This is a genomic window from Sphaerisporangium sp. NPDC004334, assembly GCF_053602655.1.
Genome location: NZ_JBSGDZ010000004.1, coordinates 71,699 through 86,253, shown reverse-complemented (window position 1 = coordinate 86,253; position 14,555 = coordinate 71,699). Strand labels below are relative to the sequence as shown.

The window sequence follows — 14,555 nt, the reverse complement described above, 5'->3', positions numbered from 1 at the left end:
GTAAAACCGTCGGCTCAGCCTACCCAGGTTCGAACCCTGGACCTGCCACCCAAGCAGAAAGAGCCCCTGACCAGCAGAGATGTGGTCGGGGGCTTCTTCGTTCCATGATCCGTCAGTGACCGTGATTCCCCCCTGTTTCCCGTGAGATCTGGCACGGATCTGGCACGCGATCATGACGCTAGCGCGACGCGCACGGCTCCCGCCTGCCTGATCATCCCGTCGCCGTCGTCCCACCCGTCAGGGAAGCGGGCCAGGGCCAGGGGGTCAAGGTGGAGCGCCCCACTGGACGAACGACCTTGACCCCCTGGCCCTGGTCTGCTCGGCTCGTCCTGGGCGACGGCGATGGGGTGATCAGGCTTCCACCTCAGCCACCCGAGACCTCGGCTTTGCAGCCCTGATCATCCTGGAGCCGGAGCGCCCCCGCCGGAGGCATAAAGACGGAGACGAATCCGCGGTGAGATCGTCGTGGCGGCGACAGCGTCCCCGCAGCGGACAGGTCGGGCGGGCACACGGGCGAGAGTGCCTCTACAGTCTGCGCTGTGGATCGCGATAACACCGCCCTTGAAAGGCTCATCGCCCTTGTCCCTCCTCCCTCCGTTCCAGTCTTCGGGACGGATGCATGGGAAGAGGTGTTCTCCGACCTGGGCCTCCGGCTTCCGGATGACTACGTCGCTTTCATCGAGCGTTACGGGCACTGCGACTTCGCCCAGTGGCTCAGCGTCTACGACCCCCGCTTCATCGGGAAAGACGGCCGTATGCACGCGGCACATTGGGGCGACGATTACAGAGATCTTCGTGAGAAGTACCCTGAAGACTTTCCACTGGCCATGTGGCCGGAGCCGGGTGGGTTCTTTGGCTGGGGAAGCACCATCGACGGCGATGAGATCGGCTGGTTGACGGTTGGAGAGCCCGCAGAGTGGCCGACCATCGTGATCCCGCGCCATGCGGATCAGGAATCACCGATCCCTGAGACCATGACAGAGTGGCTCGTCGGATGGGCTTCCGGCACGAGATTTGACAGCAGCGGGTTTGCCAAGGGTGTGGAAGGCCACCCGTTGGAGTGCCAGGCGTGGAGCTGACTCGTGCGAGCACGGGCATGCCGTAATGGAGCCGGCTCATGTTGAAGCTCGACGGGACAGGTAGGCGGGTGACGGCGCGCCCTGGGTCGGCGGTGCGGCTTCGGTCGGCGAGCGCTCTGTGCGGCGGGCCGCCCGCCGTACACAGCACCCGCCGTACCAAGCCACACCCGCCGACCAGGCACGCGCCGCCGCCGCACAGATGCAGCACGACGATCGCCATGCTGTGGCCGGCCATCACACGAGGCCGGGGGCGATCGAAGGTCTGGGACTTCGTTCCTCAGCCCCAGCCCACCGAGCGGCAAATCATACGTCTACTTCGGGCAGGCGTCCCCACCGGACGCGAAGCTCCTCCAAATGGTGCTCTACAGCCGCACGGCGCCCACGAGCCATCGCAAGTTGAGCACGGACCGCAACTTGGTCCATCTGGGCTTTATGAAGACTCATGGCTAGATGTGTCACATCAGCCTCTACAGCGTCTAACTGTGCTGCGAGCTGGGCCTCCTCCTTTGCCAACTCAGCAAGCTGTTGTTCCTTCTCAGACATGGCTTGATCGCTAAGGGGAGGCATCAGCAACGAAGGCAGGTCCACCGAGAACAAGGTTGCAAGCACCACGGCCTCGTTCAGTCGTACGGGCCGGTTACCGGCTTCGATCCGAGCTATGGCCGACTGATGTAGCGGGAACCCGAAGCTCTCCAGCTTCTGCGCTAGATCATGTTGAGTCCACCCGTGACGTTTACGCAGCTCACGGACATGAGCACCGAGGATGGCCTCCGCGTCATCTCCAGACGGTGTCCTCATGCAACCCCCCAAGACGCCACCAGCACACCTTAATGCATATGTGCCTTGAGCATAACGGTGTGCTCGCCAAATATGTGCATCTCGCTTGAAAGTGCGGAAGACCCGCAGTAGTGTCCATCGCGCACGAGAGGCCCGGCGGAAGCTCTCACGGAGGTCCTAGCTCCGTCTCCACCGGGCCTACGGCTCATCCCATCGAATCCATGCCTCCGAGAGGAACCTGTTGGAGACTATCCGTTCCCGACGTCACGTGCTCCGTACCACGATGAAGGCAGCACGGGCGGCTGCTGAATTATGAGACGCCCACCATCCCAGAAGAACACCGAGGCCACCGAATACAAGGAGCCTCCCCGACTCCAACAGCGCTGGTTGCTCATCTTGGGCTCAGCAAGCGCGATCACCATCACCCTTTCCGCGTCCGAGACGCCAGCAGTTGGCATACCAGTGGGCCTAGCCGTAGTCGGCCTACTACACGCGATCATTGACTAACTAACATCGTGGCCCGATACCGCGCTCGTCCGACAGGTTCAGGCGCGGTATTGCAAGTGATCACCGGCGAGGCCGACTCGCCTGAAGCATCTGCCGCCCCCAAGCCGGGTTGCAGTTTGGGTTGCAGTTCAGGGTGATCCAGAGCCGTTCAGGGTGGACCGCGTATGCCCGCTGACCTGCGTTGGACTGTCTGAAACCATGATCGTCCGAGCTTTAATCCGGAGGTCACGTGTTGGGCTCCGAGGTCCGTACGCTCGCCGCCGCAGCTTTCCAAGATCCGGAACATCTCCGGAATGTGGTGCAGGGAAAGGTGACTGACTGACGGCGGGGGAGCAGGTCAGGGTACTGGAGGAGCTCGCAACGGGTACGCCCTGTAAAACCGTCGGCTCAGCCTACCCAGGTTCGAACCCTGGACCTGCCACCACAAGCAGAAACGGCCCCTGACCAGCGAATACGCGGTCAGGGGCCGTTCTTGTCATGTCCGGCCGTGTCCGGCCGTCACCGGCCCTATGCGGGTGGCTGTGCCCAATGCGTGCCCAACGATCAACCCCTTTCTCCCTCTGCTTGAGAGTGTTCGAGAGGCGTGCTCCGGCTGCGGGGTGATTGCGATGACCGAGGTGTTCATGGCGCCCAGGCGGGAGTCCGCGTAGCGTTCGACCACCCGGCGTCGGCCCCGGCGTTGCGCCTTGAACGGCCCCGTCTCAGCACCGACGGCACTCGCTGACCAGGCCAGGAGCAGCCGGCGGGTCAGCGCATGCCCGGTTTGACCAGGCCGCAGTCGTAGGCGAGGACCACGACCTGGGCGCGGCTGCACAGGTCCAGCTTGGCCATGAGCCGGTTGAGGTGGGTCTTCACCGTGGCCTCGCTCACCTGCAGGGTCTCGGCGATCTGCCCGTTGGACAGGGCGCGGCCGACCAGTCGCATCACCTCTGTCTCCCGCGGCGTCAACCCGGCCAGGCTGGGCGGCGGCGTTTGGACCGCGGGGTCGTCGTACGCCTCGATGAGGCGCCTGATGGCGACGGGTGCCAGCAGGATGTCACCGGCCGCGACCGTCTGGACGGCGGCGATCAGGCGCTCGGGCGGGGTGTCCTTGAGCAGGAATCCGCTGGCGCCCACGCGGAGGGCGTTGTAGACGTACTCGTCGAGGGCGAACGTGGTCAGGATGATGACCTTGGGGGTGTTCTCGCCGCACGTCGTCAGGATGCGCTCGGTGGCGGTGATGCCGCTCATGCCGGGCATGCGGATGTCCATGAGCATGACGTCGGGACGCTGGGTGGTGGCGAGCCGGATCGCCTCCTCGCCCGAGCCCGCCTCGCCGACCACGTCGATGCCCGGGGCGGCCCGCAGCAACGCCGCCAGGCCCGCACGGACCAGGATCTGGTCGTCCACCACGGCTACCTTGACGTTCACTCGCATCGCCGATCGGTGTCCGGAAGCCCTCCCTGCTGCGGGGACGAGGGCATTGGAAAGGACGCGGCCACCTCGTAGCCGCCCTCGGGGAGCGGACCCGCGGTGATCACGCCACCATAGAGCTTGACACGTTCGGTCATGCCCAGCAAGCCGTGCCCTCCTGAGGAGGAGGGCGCCCGCGTGCCATGCCCGTCGTCGGTGACGCGGAGGGCGAGGTGGGCCGGGGCGTAGGTCACCACGATCCGTACGTGGGCGTCGTCGCCGGCGTGCTTGAGCACGTTGGTCAGCGCCTCCTGCACGATTCGGAACGCGCACAAGTCCAGGCCCGGGGGCAGTGGCCGCGGCGTTCCCCTGACGGTCATGTCGATGGACGGTCCCGCCCGGCGTATCCGCTCGACCAGCGGCGGCAGGCGTTCGAGACCGGGTGCCGTGGTGTAGAGCTCTTCGTCCTCGCCGTCGGGTTCGACGCGCAGGATCGACAGCAGCCGCCGCATCTCGGTCAGGGCCTCGCTGCTGGTGTGGGCGATGACCTCTAGCGCCTGTCGCGCGGTCTGGGGTTCGGACAACGCCACGTAGCGGCCGAGCCCGGCCTGTACGGAGATCACCGACATGTGGTGGGCGACCACGTCGTGCAGTTCGTGGGCGATGTGCATGCGCTCCAGCGTGACCGCCCGATGCGCGGCGGCCTCCTGCTCTTGATGCAGCCGGTCGGCCAGATCCGCGAGCTGCCTGGTTCGCGACTGCAGCAGCCGCACGCCCGCGCCGACGCACACGGCACAGCCGGACACCATCAGGGCTTGCCCCAGCGCGGACCACACGGCCACGCGCGGCTCATGCAGGGCGGAGGAGTGCGTCCACTCGGCGACGACGGGCATGGAGCAGACAAGCGCGGCGCGCATGGGCCGGTGCGCGGCGACGGTGTAGAGCGCCACCAGGGGGCCCATGTTGTTGAGCCCGTAGTGGTAGCCGAGCACGTGGTAGACGATCGCCCCCGACACGCAGATCACCAGTACGGGGTAGGGCGCGCGACGGCGGGCCGCGAGAGGGGCGTTGACCAGCAGCGTCAGGGCCAGCGATGGCAGGTCGGCCGGATGATGTCCCTGGCCCGGCTCGGCCAGGGCCCACAACCAGCTTGTGATGATCATGAACAGGGCCAGGGCGGTGTCGGCGATTTCCGGTCTGACCTGTGACAGCCGCTGAACCGAAGGTGGCGCGCCGTAGAGCATCCGTCAGGCTAACCCCGCGCGGTCCCGGCCCGCATTCACCCGGAAGTGGAAATCGTGTACCGCGGAAGTCGCACTCCCAGGGGTGTAGCCAGATCGCTCTTACCGCGAAAGTCACGGCGAGATTCGACTCCTCGTTCGATGGCGCAAGAGAGTTCGCGCGCTTCCATGAAGGCTGTTCGCCCATCCACAGGGAATCCCTCAGGAGAAAGCGAGAGCACCCATGAGTTCCACGCATCGCAGGGGAGTCGGGCAGAGGTTACGCAGAGCCGTGGTGACGGTGGCCGCCGCGCTGGCGGTGACCGCGTCCACGGCGACGGTCGCGGCGCCGCCGGCCGCCGCCGCGCCGCCCAACTACAGCGAGGACCCCACCCAGTACTGGAACGGCGTGCTGATCGACGTGTTCCGGAACCTCAAAGGGAGGGACGCGACGCCGGGCAAGCTCGCCAGAGCCGCGGCGATGGTCAACGCGTCGATCTTCGACGCCGAGACCATGTTCCAGGACAAGTGGGGGGTGCGGAGGTACCAGCCGTACCTGCAGGCCGGGACGTACTTCTCTCTGGCCAGGACCGACGGCGAGGAGGAGCGGGTGATCGGCCGGACGGCCTACAACATCATGCTCGACCTCTTCGGTGCCGGGAAGCTGGCCGACAGCCCTGACCAGACGGCCTTCCTCGACCAGCGGTTCCGGGCCTGGTTCGGCACCTCGCCCACCGACTTCGACTACCTGGACCTGCAGGTGGTCAGCTCGGTCGTGAACAGGATGCGCAACTTCCGGGCCGGGGACGGCTCCGAAGACACCCCGGCGTACACGCTCGCCAATGTGCCGGGCGCCTGGCGGCCCACCGGCGGGCCGGGCAGCTCGTGCGCCAGCGGCGCTGACGCGGTGGACCCGAGGTGGGGCGCGGTCAGGCCGTTCGCCATATCCAGCGGGTCGGTGTTCCGGCCGGCCACGCCGGGAAAGTACGCCGACTACGCCGCGCTGATCCGCGATCCGGAGTACCGGGCACAGGTCGCCGAGGTCCGGAGGCTGGGCGGCGCCACCTCCACCGCCGCGACCCCGAACCAGCGCGACGTCGACCAGACCGCGGCGGCCTGGTTCTGGTCCAACGACCTGGACGGCACCTACAAGCCGCCGGGCCAGCTCCTCGAACACACGCGCCTGGTGGCTCGGCAGCGCGGCCTGACCGGCAAGTACGAGAACGCCCGCCTGTTCGCCCTGGTGTCGCTGGCCCTGGCCGACGCCGCCATCGCCGAATGGGACGTGAAATACCTGACACCGATCGACCTCTGGCGGCCGGAGTCCGCCATCCGCGACGGCGGCCTCGACCCCGACTGGCGGCCGCTGTCGGCCGACCGCAACGGGGTCAACTTCTCGCCGTGCTTCCCGGCATGGGCCTCCGGCCATGCCACGTTCGGCGGCGCCTGGGCCGGGATCATGCGGCGCTTCTTCGGCAGCGACAACATCCCGCTCCGGCTCACCAGCGAGGACCCGCACGCCCCCGTACGGACCAAGGACTTCGCCAGCTTCAGCCAGGCCGCGCGGGAGAACGCCGACAGCCGGGTATGGCTGGGCGTTCACTACCCGTGGGACGCCCGGGACGGGCTGGAACTCGGCGAGAAGATCGCCGATCACGTGTACACGAACAAGCTGACCTGCATCTCCACCCCGTGCCCGGCGCCCGTCTGAGGCGCGGGAGGGAGCACGGCACAACGGGGGCATGAGCGCCGCGCACGCGCGTGGCGCTCATCGCCGAAATCGCCGGTCCGCGCATGAAGATCGCCATCGGCGACCACCGCGGCCAGGTCACAGGCCGGCCGTCACCCTCGTACAGAACGTGCTGGGGCGTCGAGGAGGGCCAGGATGACGGCTTGTTCCACGGCGGACAGGGTACGCTCGGCCTTCGACACCTTGCCAAGGTAGCGAAAACGGCCGTGCGGGACATGCACGGGACGATCCTGCCGGCCGCTCCTCCCAGAGCGTTCGTACGCGCAGGCGGCCACGGCTGAGGGCGCGGGCGATGTGTCATGGCTGACCGGTAGAGGGCTGTTCCTTGATGACGCGGTCCCGGGGGCCGCCGTAGACGGGGTTTCTGTCGAAGCGTTTCTCTGTGACGAGCAGGCGGATCGCTTTCGGATCGCGGTTGGGCTGCTCCGCCTCCCAGACGATCCAGTCATCGCCGACGGGCTTGGTCTGCGTGCGCACCTCGCCATAGCCGCCGGGGTTGTCCGGAGCGACCGCCATGATCAGGTAGGTGACCTTCAGCCCGCGCTTCTTGAGTTCGGGCAGAACCTCCCCGACGGTCTTCTCGTCCACCCGGAAGTCGGCGAGCGAGCCGCCCTTCGTGGTCGCCGTCCGGTACTCGTACTTGCTCATCCGCAGCTCATGCGAGGTGTCGGGCACGAGAACGCATGGGGCGACCGGGCCGCTCATCAGGATCGTGCTGGTGGAATGGTCGCTGATCGTCCAGACGAACGTCTGGCCGGGCTTGAAGAGATGGGTGTCGATCCGCATCTGCCAGCCCTGGCCGGACTCTTCGCCGGGGATGTTCTCCGGCACGGAGTACAGGCCGCGGGGAATGTCCTGGACAGGAGCTCCACGCGGTTCCCTGCACCACTTGCCGGGCGGTGCGTAGTCGACGATGGCCGGAACGTCGAGCTCCTTCAACCGCTTCGCCAGGCCCGCCTGGTCGCGGAAATCCCGGACCTGGACGTACACGACGCCGTCGGGTTCCTTGGTGACCGCGTAGGAGGGGGTGCCGCCGTCCTCCAGCAGGCTCGGCCCCACCACGATGCCCGCGGCGAGCAGGCCCGCGCCCGCCAACCCCATGAGCAGCTGCGGGGCGTGGCGCCGGCGGGGACGGGCGGAGGACGGGCCGGGCTGCTCGGAGGACGGGCCGGGCTGCTCGGCGGTGATCGCCGTCAGGAGGCCCCGCGCCCCTGTATCGGACGCGTCCCCTCCCGGCGTGCCCGGTTCCACCCGGGCCAGCGCACGGGTGATCACGTCGATGTCGTCGATGTGCTTCACAGCTGCCCTTCCTCCGCCGGGATCAGCCGGCCTTCCGGTCTGAACCGCACGTCCGCCTCGGCGAGCGCGCGGGCGAAGCGCCTGCGAGCGCGGTGGAGTCTGATGCGTACGGCGTTGCGTGACAGGCCGAGCACGGTGGCGATCTGCTCTCGGTCCAGCCCTTCCCAGGCGACCAGGGACAACAGCTCCCGATCGGCGTCCGGCAAGGTGAGGAAGACCTGCTTGATCGCTGTCAGCTCGACCCCGCTGTCGGGCGCGGCCTGGTACACGTCGGCCAGTTCGGCGTCGAGCTGCACACTGAGGGCCTGGCGACGCACCTCGCCGCGATAGTGGTTGGCCAGCACCTTGCGCGCCACGCCGTACAGCCACAGCGTGGCCTGTTCCCCGTCCGGCACTTCGCCCATCCGCCGCCAGGCGATGGCGAAGGTCTCGGCCACGACGTCCGCCGCATCCTGTGGTGAGTCGCAGCGCCGGGCCGCGTACGCCGTGAGCCGGCCGTACGTCTCCCGGTACACGGACTCGAACCTGGCCCGCTCACCACCCACCGGCTGGACCCATCTCCGGTCTCCTTGGCATCCTCATGCTGCTCTCCTCATGGCGCGATCCACGGACATCTGTGCCTATGTAGAGAGAAGGGCCATCATTTCGCGTCGGGACGCGAGAAGTCGGATGACTTGATGCGGCCACAGGTGGAAGAGCGGAGGTCGAGGAGCCGGTCAGGCGTGGCGGCGGCGGATGTATGTGGATATGGAGTGGATGGCGTTGGGAGCGCAGGCTGCGGCGAGGCCGATGACGACGCCGGAGAGGAACAGCATGCGCTGCGCGATCGCTTCGCCGTTCACGTCGACGTAGCTGGCGCGGACCTGCAGGGTGGCGAGGTCGCCTTCGCTCTTCCAACTGAAGCCTGGCGTATTGCCCGCTTCGACAGGCTCGACGCTGAAGTAGTCCACCCGCAGTGGCGCCTCGTCGAGGATCAGCACCATTTTCGTGTACCGCTTGAAGTCGGTGAAGTCGCACGCGCTGGAGATGCGGTCCCAGTCGGCGAAGGTCAGGCCGGACAGATTCCCGTTATGGGTGGCGGCGGCCAGCCCCGTGCACCGCATCTGGGAACCGACCTGCGGGGACGCGAACGCGATCCGCGAGTTCTCGGCGCTGATCGGTGGTATGCGCATCTCGCCGGTGAGCCGGCGGGAGTCGTCCAGGAGGACGAGTTGACGGTCGCCGAGTTCGACCGATCGGAGTTTCGTCTCACCGATGCGAGGTCGGTCGATACGGGCGCCGCCGCGGAACTCCAGGATGACCGGGAATGGTTTCGCGCGCGCGGTGTCCCAGTAGAGCGCCAGAGACTGCGTCCATTCGTCCTGGTGGCCGGGCTCCTGGGATTTCTCGTAGGAGACGTTGAGCGAGGACTCGGTGAGCTTGGCTTCGCGGGGCAGGTAGATCGTCACGTCGCTGTCGAACCCGTAGTCCGGGCGCAGGTGCGGGGACAACGGTGCGCCAGGACGCCCCGCGTCGAACAGGGCCCAGGCCAGCCCGCACAGCGACAACGAGGTTGTGAGGAGCAGGATGCCGGCCACGGGAAAACGGACCTGTTGTCGCTGTTCAGGGGGTGGCTTCAGAGAGGGTGCCGGGATACGTGGCGCCGGTGCGGGAGGCGGCGGGGTCTCCGGCGTCGGCGGGGTCTTCGGCCTCGGCGTCCGGCCGGCCGCCCGCCGCAGGATCGCCCGGGCCGCGGAGAACAGCAGTACCGCCGCGACGAGGGGGAGGTGGCGGATCAGCGGAGATCGGTGGCGCTGGTCAGGGGACGGCTTCGGGCGGGGTGCCGGTAAGCCCTGGCGGGGAATGGGTGCGCGGCGCGGTGGGGTCTTCCGTGGTGGCGGTCGTCTCGTCATCGGACCCGCCGTCAGCCGGTCGGCAAGATGAGCCCGCAACCGTCCGGCATGATCGCGTTGATCACCTCCTGGGTCGACGTGCCGATATCGGATGTCACGGTGACCTTCAACGGGTACTGCGGGACACAGTGGTAGCTGCCGTCGTCCAGGCGGTTCAGCCGGAACAGCGGCCCCAGGCGCTCCGACAGGTCTTCGTCGGTTCTCAACGAGACGACCCGCCCGTCGGCGGTCAGGGTGAGGTACTGGTGGAAGCGGACCAGCACGGTGGCGCCCGGTTCAACCGCGAAAGGCGGCCGTTGCGTCACAGAAGGCGTCCGGGAAAGGACCGCCGCGTTGTTCTGGTAGATGTCGACCTGACGCGTCCCTCTGGCCGTCTTCAGCGCTAATAGCGCGCCCGCTTTGTCGCGGTTCGTGGGGAATGTCGTGCTGATGTCGACTATGCAAATCCTGTTCTTGGTAAGGTTCGCGATCGAGTAGACGGGTTTCCATTCGATCTCGGGTGTGCCACCCCCGTCCGGCGGGTCGACGATGGCCAGCGCCATGGTCAGGTCGAACTTCCCGCTGATCCCGATGCCGCCCGCCGAGGACCCGTTGCCGACGGTGACCTCGTCGCAGTTCCTGTTCGGCGGCGTGGTGGAGGGGGCGCAACCGGTCGTGGCGAGGACGATGGCGGCGAGAATATTCGACGCGTTGCATCTGAGATGGGTGATTCCACGCTGACGCACGCTGCCTCCGGGGAGGATGACCGCCGGGTCGGCTCTCGATAAGGGGGACGATATTCAGTTTAGTGGCTGAAGCGGTCCGGCGTCGTCTGTGCGTTGTGGCCGATATCCATGCTGGATTATCGAGTTGCGTGGTGTCCAAATATGGGGAGATTATCCCCGCCGTACCTCATTGTTGGTTCCCTGTGACGGCCGAGGGGGCCGTCTCAGGTGCCGGGGGTCGGTAGAAGGTGGGCCATGCGGTGGCGGTCACTCGGGTACGGCGGTGAAGAGTTCGTAGCTGTGGCCGTTGGGGTCGCGGACGTACACGCCCCGGCCGCCGGCGAGGTGGTTGATGTCGCGGTCCCAGCCGTGTGCGGGGCCGGAGCCGTAGTCGACCGACGGGGCTCGGCTCAGCCGTTCCATGACCGCGTCGAAGGTGTCGTCGTCGACCAGGAACGCGTAGTGGCCGGGCTGGGGCCGGTGGCGGTCGTCGAAGTCGAGGGTGAGGTCGTCGTTGACGCTGACGGGCGTGAACGGCCCGGCGGGCGGGCCGACCCGCAGGCCCAGGAGGTCGGCGAAGAACGCGGCCGCCACGGTCCGGTCGGCGGCGGGGACGATCAGGTGGTTCATGACGATGGTCATGGGAAGCCCTTCAGGAGGGAGATGCGTGCGATTCGCACATAATCATATGTGCGAATCGCACGCAACCGCCCGTAGGGTGAAGGCATGAGAGAGGGGCACGACGGAGGACCCGCGCTGTTCCGCCTGGTGCGCTTCTGGTCGCGCAGGTGGGCCGGCCGCGCATCGGAGGAGCTGACCGGCGAGTCGCGTCACGTGCAGCACATCCTGGTCGTCGAGGCCGTGGTCACGAACGCGTCCCGCACCGTCGCCGGGGAGGACGCGGTGGTCACCGTGGGCACCGTGGCCCACCAGCTCGGGCTCGACCATTCGGGCGCCAGCCGCATGGTGAGGGACGCGGTCGAAGCCGGCTACCTCGCCCGCGCCACCTCCGAACGCGACCGGCGCCGCGCCTGCCTGCGGCTCACCGAGAGCGGGGAGGAGTTGCTGGCGAGCGCCAGGCGATGGCAGCGCAAGGCGTTCGAGGAGCTGACGGCCTCCTGGCCAGAGGACGACCGGCGGCGGTTCGCGAGCTATCTGCGGCGCCTGGCCGACGACGTCGGCGCATAGCCGCCGCGACGCGTCCGGCCGGCCAGGTCTTGTGCCGCGTCTTTTGTCTGATGTCGCGTCTGATGCCGCGTCCTGTGCCGGTCTTGCGCCGCGTTGGCCGGTGCCCCGAAGCCGATGCGCAGGTTCGTGGGCGCGTGCGGGACCGCCGGCGCGGCGGACGGGCCGTTACCGGCAGGTCGCGGTCTCCGGGGTGCAGAACTCGACCTCGGGATAACGGGGGGACGGCTCGTTCAGCAGGGGTTGCGGGATGCCGCGCAGGTGCAGGTCGAAGAAGGCGCGGACGTACCGGCGGGTGATCTCCACGGTGCGGGTCGCGGACAGGTCGCCGCTGAGGTCGACGCCGATCTGCTGGGCCAGCAGGTCATAGTCGGTGAAGGACGCGTGCACGGCTCCGGCCACGACGAGCCAGCGTCTCCACCCGGTCAGGTGCTCCCAGTCACGGTCCCACGTGGTGTCCTCGCCGCCCGGGCTGTGCAGCGTCTGGCCAAGGAACAGGAACGGCCGAGCCACGCCGCTCGCGGAGATCGGGGCGAACATCGTCCCGTCCATGTTGATCCCGGCGCGCACCCGGGGGTCGTTCAGCATGGTCTCGGCGGCGCTCGCGCCTCCGAGGGAGCTGCCCGCCATCGCGATCCGGGACGGGTCGATCAGCGAAGCGCCCTGCCACGCGGGGTGCGGTCCGGTCAACTCGTCGACCACGAAGGAGACGTCGACCGCCCGGTTCTCCACCGCCTTCTTCCCGAAGTCGTCGATCTCGAGTTCGCAGGCGGCGCAGGTGGCCAACCGCCCGCCGGGGAAGGTGGTGGCGAAGGTCTCGTACGTGTGGTCGATGCCTGCCACCACGTAGCCCCTGCTCGCCAGCTCCTCGGCCAGGGCGGTGAGCGAGCTCCGGGGGTCGGTGAAGCCGGGAGACAGCACGACGAGGGGGAGAGTGCGCCGGACTCCCGCCGGTCTCGCGTCGGTGTGGGCGTTGGTCCGCGTTCTGCTCAGCACGTCGGCGGGGACGCCCGTCACCCCCTTGCCTTGCAGGATGAGCTCCGACTCCTTGGGCGTCACGTACGGCGCGCGCGGGCCGCTCCGCGACGTCGCCGGGTACCAGAGGGAGACCATGAGCTCCCTCGCCCCGGCCTCGGGGACCCACGGATCGGGGCGGGAGGCGTCTTTCAGGTACAGGGATGTCGTGCCGACCGGATGGGGGCCGGTCGGCGCCGGCAGGTACGGGGCGCCACTCGGCGTGGCCGAAGGACCGGCGGAGGAGGCGGAGACAGAGGCGGAGACAGGGACGGAGGCAGAGGCGGAGGCGGAGGCAGAGGCGGACGCGGGCGCCCAGGAGGTGGCGGCCACCAGCGCGAGCAGTCCGGCCACGGCGGCCAAACCGCCTCGCGCGGCCACGGCTCGCGGCCTTCTCCTGCCCGGACCGGGGCCGGTGGGGGTGGGGTGACTCTCGTCGTGCTCGGTCAGGCGCTCGGTGCGCTGGGCCGGAGCGGAATCGTCGTATGGCATGGAGCGATCTTGCGAGTTCAGGACGGCCCCGGTATCGACCGAAGGTGCGGTCGGCACGGTTTCCGAGCAGTCCTTTAGACCGATGACCGGCTTCACGCGGATCGGCCCTGCGCGTCTCACGACGGCGATCTCGGGGAGCGGCAGGCGACACCAGCGTGGTGGAACGCGGTGGAACGCCTACCGGGTGGGTGCTGAACGGGCACCGTTTCAGGACGATCAGAGGAGCGCACATGAAGGCACGTCCATCAGGTCACCCGGAAGGCCGTGGTGACGGATGACCCCCAGGCCGAACTCCCGCAACCACGATCGCCTTTCGTCGTTCCCGTCGTCAGGAGAAGCGCATGTCCGGGCGTGATCGAAACCACCGCGTCTCCCGCCGCGTGATGCGGGTGCTCGGCGGCGCGGCGGCGCTGGCCGCCATGCCGGCCGTTCTGTCCGTGCGGCCCGCGATGGCGGCGCGGCCCTGCTACGGCGACTGCCAACCGGGTGTGGTGCGGTCCGCCGGGGTCCTCAAGTACGACGCCCCCGTGGGCGTGGACGACCAGATCACCGTCAGCGCGGCCGGCGGGTTCCTCACGGTCGCCGATCCCACCGCCACGCTCACCGTGGGCGCCGGGTGCACGCTGGTGACCCAGCACGAGGCGCGCTGCGCGTCGGCGAACGTCGGGTCGATGGTCGTCCGCGGGCTGGACGGCGACGATGTGATCACCAACTCCACGGGCCTCGCCGCACGCCTGATGGGCGGGGACGGTGACGACCGGCTCGCCGGCGGCTCGGGCGATGACACGCTGGTCGGCGGATTCGGCGGCGACCTGCTGCGGGGCGGCGCCGGCTCCGACACCGTCGCCTACTCCGAGGTGTCGAACAGGCTCGGCGTCCGGGCCGATCTCGACGGTGCGACCGGCGACGACGGCAGCTCGGAGGACGGGCCCGCGGGCGCCCGGGACACCATCGCCGCGGACGTGGAGAACCTGGAGGGGACCAACGCCGACGACGTGCTCATCGGCGACGCGGGCCCGAACGTCATCGACGCGTCGAACGGCCACGACCTGATCCAGGGCCTCGGCGGCGACGACCGGCTCACCGGCAGGGGCGGCGGCACCCTCGACGGGGGCGCCGGCGCCGACCGTTGTACCTCCGACCTGCGAGGTCTGCTGGAGACGGTGGACACCTTCAGCGGCTGCGAGACCACGGAGGTCGTGACCTAGCGCCGTGATCGAATCGGTGGCGGCAGGGCGGCGCCG

At 68.4% G+C, this 14,555-nt stretch carries 14 protein-coding genes; 5 read left to right on the top strand and 9 right to left on the bottom strand.

The window, feature by feature from the left end; genetic code table 11:
• The first annotated feature begins 539 nt into the window (after positions 1-539).
• Positions 540-1,079, top strand: coding sequence for an SMI1/KNR4 family protein (locus ACWEN6_RS05805; RefSeq protein ID WP_452569156.1), 540 nt, complete (start codon positions 540-542; stop codon positions 1,077-1,079).
• Positions 1,080-1,382: 303 nt separating this feature from the next.
• Here the strand turns inward: ACWEN6_RS05805 and ACWEN6_RS05800 are convergent, their stop codons facing one another.
• The 3 genes from ACWEN6_RS05800 to ACWEN6_RS05790 form a co-directional block, all read right to left on the bottom strand.
• The gene (locus ACWEN6_RS05800) at positions 1,383-1,877 is read right to left on the bottom strand and encodes a helix-turn-helix domain-containing protein (protein WP_452569155.1); all 495 of its coding nucleotides are present in this window, start codon (positions 1,875-1,877) and stop codon (positions 1,383-1,385) included.
• Between the two features lie 1,233 nt (positions 1,878-3,110).
• Complete coding sequence (locus ACWEN6_RS05795; protein ID WP_452569154.1) at positions 3,111-3,779, bottom strand: response regulator; 669 nt, start codon at positions 3,777-3,779, stop codon at positions 3,111-3,113.
• A complete protein-coding gene (locus ACWEN6_RS05790) occupies positions 3,770-4,999 on the bottom strand; it encodes a sensor histidine kinase (RefSeq protein ID WP_452569153.1) in 1,230 nt (409 codons plus the stop codon). The genes ACWEN6_RS05795 and ACWEN6_RS05790 overlap by 10 nt, the downstream gene beginning before the upstream one ends.
• A 220-nt stretch (positions 5,000-5,219) precedes the next feature.
• On the opposite strand from ACWEN6_RS05790, the gene ACWEN6_RS05785 reads away from it, so the two are divergent.
• Positions 5,220-6,686, top strand: a complete 1,467-nt coding sequence (locus tag ACWEN6_RS05785; RefSeq protein ID WP_452569152.1) for a vanadium-dependent haloperoxidase — start codon at positions 5,220-5,222, stop codon at positions 6,684-6,686.
• A gap of 50 nt (positions 6,687-6,736) precedes the next feature.
• The gene (locus ACWEN6_RS05780; protein ID WP_452569151.1) at positions 6,737-7,006 is read left to right on the top strand and encodes a hypothetical protein; all 270 of its coding nucleotides are present in this window, start codon (positions 6,737-6,739) and stop codon (positions 7,004-7,006) included.
• Positions 7,007-7,022: 16 nt separating this feature from the next.
• Here the strand turns inward: ACWEN6_RS05780 and ACWEN6_RS05775 are convergent, their stop codons facing one another.
• From ACWEN6_RS05775 to ACWEN6_RS05755, 5 genes are all read right to left on the bottom strand, one after another.
• A complete protein-coding gene (locus ACWEN6_RS05775; protein ID WP_452569150.1) occupies positions 7,023-8,024 on the bottom strand; it encodes a hypothetical protein in 1,002 nt (333 codons plus the stop codon).
• Positions 8,021-8,539, bottom strand: coding sequence for an RNA polymerase sigma factor (locus ACWEN6_RS05770; protein ID WP_452569149.1), 519 nt, complete (start codon positions 8,537-8,539; stop codon positions 8,021-8,023). The genes ACWEN6_RS05775 and ACWEN6_RS05770 overlap by 4 nt, the downstream gene beginning before the upstream one ends.
• 201 nt (positions 8,540-8,740) lie before the next feature.
• A complete protein-coding gene (locus ACWEN6_RS05765; protein WP_452569148.1) occupies positions 8,741-9,601 on the bottom strand; it encodes a hypothetical protein in 861 nt (286 codons plus the stop codon).
• Between the two features lie 326 nt (positions 9,602-9,927).
• The gene (locus ACWEN6_RS05760) at positions 9,928-10,641 is read right to left on the bottom strand and encodes a hypothetical protein (RefSeq protein ID WP_452569147.1); all 714 of its coding nucleotides are present in this window, start codon (positions 10,639-10,641) and stop codon (positions 9,928-9,930) included.
• 246 nt (positions 10,642-10,887) lie between these two features.
• Positions 10,888-11,262 (bottom strand): VOC family protein, encoded by a 375-nt coding sequence (locus ACWEN6_RS05755; protein WP_452569146.1) that lies wholly within the window; start codon positions 11,260-11,262, stop codon positions 10,888-10,890.
• Between the two features lie 84 nt (positions 11,263-11,346).
• Between ACWEN6_RS05755 and ACWEN6_RS05750 the strand changes: the two genes are divergently transcribed.
• Positions 11,347-11,808 (top strand): MarR family winged helix-turn-helix transcriptional regulator, encoded by a 462-nt coding sequence (locus ACWEN6_RS05750; RefSeq protein ID WP_452569145.1) that lies wholly within the window; start codon positions 11,347-11,349, stop codon positions 11,806-11,808.
• Between the two features lie 165 nt (positions 11,809-11,973).
• Here ACWEN6_RS05750 and ACWEN6_RS05745 read toward each other — a convergent pair whose 3' ends face one another.
• Positions 11,974-13,311 (bottom strand): alpha/beta hydrolase family protein, encoded by a 1,338-nt coding sequence (locus ACWEN6_RS05745; RefSeq protein ID WP_452569144.1) that lies wholly within the window; start codon positions 13,309-13,311, stop codon positions 11,974-11,976.
• Positions 13,312-13,652: 341 nt separating this feature from the next.
• Between ACWEN6_RS05745 and ACWEN6_RS05740 the strand changes: the two genes are divergently transcribed.
• A complete protein-coding gene (locus ACWEN6_RS05740) occupies positions 13,653-14,519 on the top strand; it encodes a calcium-binding protein (protein WP_452569143.1) in 867 nt (288 codons plus the stop codon).
• Positions 14,520-14,555 lie beyond the last annotated feature (36 nt).